Raw genomic sequence first — 1,601 nt, 5'->3', positions numbered from 1 at the left:
AAGGCGAAGAGCAAGCCGCTCGCGAACAAGACGCCGGCGGACTACGGCGTGGACACGAGCCCGCGCCTGAAGACGCTGAAGGTATCGGAGCCGCCGGTGCGGTCGGCGGGGATCAAGGTGGCCGATGTGGACGCGCTGGTGGCCAAGCTCAAGGAACTGGGAGTAGCCTGAGATGACCAAGGCACTGGTATGGGTCGAACACGATGGTTCGGCGGTGAAGGATGCGACGCTGTCGGCGGTGAGCGCGGCGGCGCAGCTGGGCGAGGTGACGCTGCTGGTGGCGGGCGCGGGCGTGGACGGCGTGGCCGCCGCGGCGGCGCGGATCGCGGGCGTGGCCAAGGTGCTCACGGCCGATGACGCGAGCCTGGCCCACGCGCTGGCGGAGAACGTGGCGCCGCTGGTGGCGGGTCTGATGGCGGACTACGACGCGTTCGTGGCGCCGGCGACGACGACGGGCAAGAACGTGGCGCCGCGCGTGGCGGCGCTGCTCGACGTGATGCAGGTGTCGGACATCCTGTCGGTCGAAGGGCCGAAGACGTTCACGCGGCCGATCTACGCGGGCAACGCCATCGCCACGGTGGAGAGCGGCGACGCCAAGCTGGTGATCACGGTGCGCGGCACGGCCTTTGCCAAGGCGGCGGCGGACGGCGGCAACGCGGCGGTGGAAGCCGTGGGCGGCGCGGCCGATGCCGGGACGAGCAGCTTCGTGGGCTCGGAGATCGCCAAGAGCGAACGGCCCGAACTGACCTCGGCCAAGATCATCGTCTCGGGCGGGCGGGCGCTGAAGGACGCGGCGACGTTCGAGCAGGTGATCGTGCCGCTGGCGGACAAGCTGGGCGCGGGCGTGGGCGCGAGCCGCGCGGCGGTGGACGCGGGCTATGTGCCCAACGACTACCAGGTGGGCCAGACGGGCAAGATCGTCGCCCCCGAAGTCTACATCGCCGTGGGCATCTCCGGCGCCATCCAGCACCTGGCCGGCATGAAGGATTCCAAGACCATCATCGCCATCAACAAGGACGAGGACGCCCCCATCTTCCAGGTCGCAGACATCGGCCTCGTGGGCGACCTGTTCACGCTGGTGCCGGAACTGACCGGCAAGCTCTGAGCAGTCGATCCGTTTTACGGAGACACGAAGGCCCCGCGCGCCGCGCGGGGCCTTTTTGTTGGGTGCCCACCCCCAACCCCTCCCGCATGCGGGAGGGGAGCGAGGCTTGCGCCGCCGCAGGCGGCGGTAGCCGCAGCGGGGTGGGCTTTGGACCATCACCCAAGGAAAAGGGCCGGGAAGGTTTCCCCTCCCGGCCCCGATCCTGTGTTCGGACTGAACAGCGTGGGACTTAGAAGTCCATGCCGCCCATGCCGCCCATGCCACCGCCCATCGGCGGCATCGCGGGCTTGTCGTCCGGCTTTTCGCTGATCGCCGCTTCGGTGGTGATCAGCAGGCCGGCGACCGACGCGGCATCCTGCAGCGCGGTGCGGACGACCTTGGTCGGGTCGATCACGCCGGCGGCCTTCAGGTTTTCATAGACGTCGGTAGCGGCGTTGAAGCCGATGCCTTCATCCGTCTGGTCGAGCAGCTTGCCGGCGACGACGGCGCCATCGTG

1 protein-coding gene and 2 pseudogenes are annotated in these 1,601 nt (G+C 69.5%); 2 read left to right on the top strand and 1 reads right to left on the bottom strand.

The genetic code is table 11. The features are described 5' to 3' along the window. A pseudogene (locus BGN95_RS06190) lies at positions 1–171 on the top strand (electron transfer flavoprotein subunit beta/FixA family protein); the annotation flags it as partial. A 1-nt stretch (position 172) separates the two neighbouring features. Further along, the gene (locus BGN95_RS06185) at positions 173–1,105 is read left to right on the top strand and encodes an electron transfer flavoprotein subunit alpha/FixB family protein (protein WP_286771994.1); all 933 of its coding nucleotides are present in this window, start codon (positions 173–175) and stop codon (positions 1,103–1,105) included. Between the two features lie 229 nt (positions 1,106–1,334). On the opposite strand, the pseudogene BGN95_RS06180 reads toward BGN95_RS06185, so the two are convergent. Next, positions 1,335–1,601: pseudogene (locus BGN95_RS06180) on the bottom strand (TCP-1/cpn60 chaperonin family protein); the annotation flags it as partial.

The sequence above is a fragment of the Sphingomonas sp. 66-10 genome (genome assembly GCF_001897045.1).
In the GTDB taxonomy this organism is placed as follows: domain Bacteria; phylum Pseudomonadota; class Alphaproteobacteria; order Sphingomonadales; family Sphingomonadaceae; genus Sphingomonas; species Sphingomonas lycopersici.
This window is presented reverse-complemented; position numbering and strand designations above follow the sequence as displayed.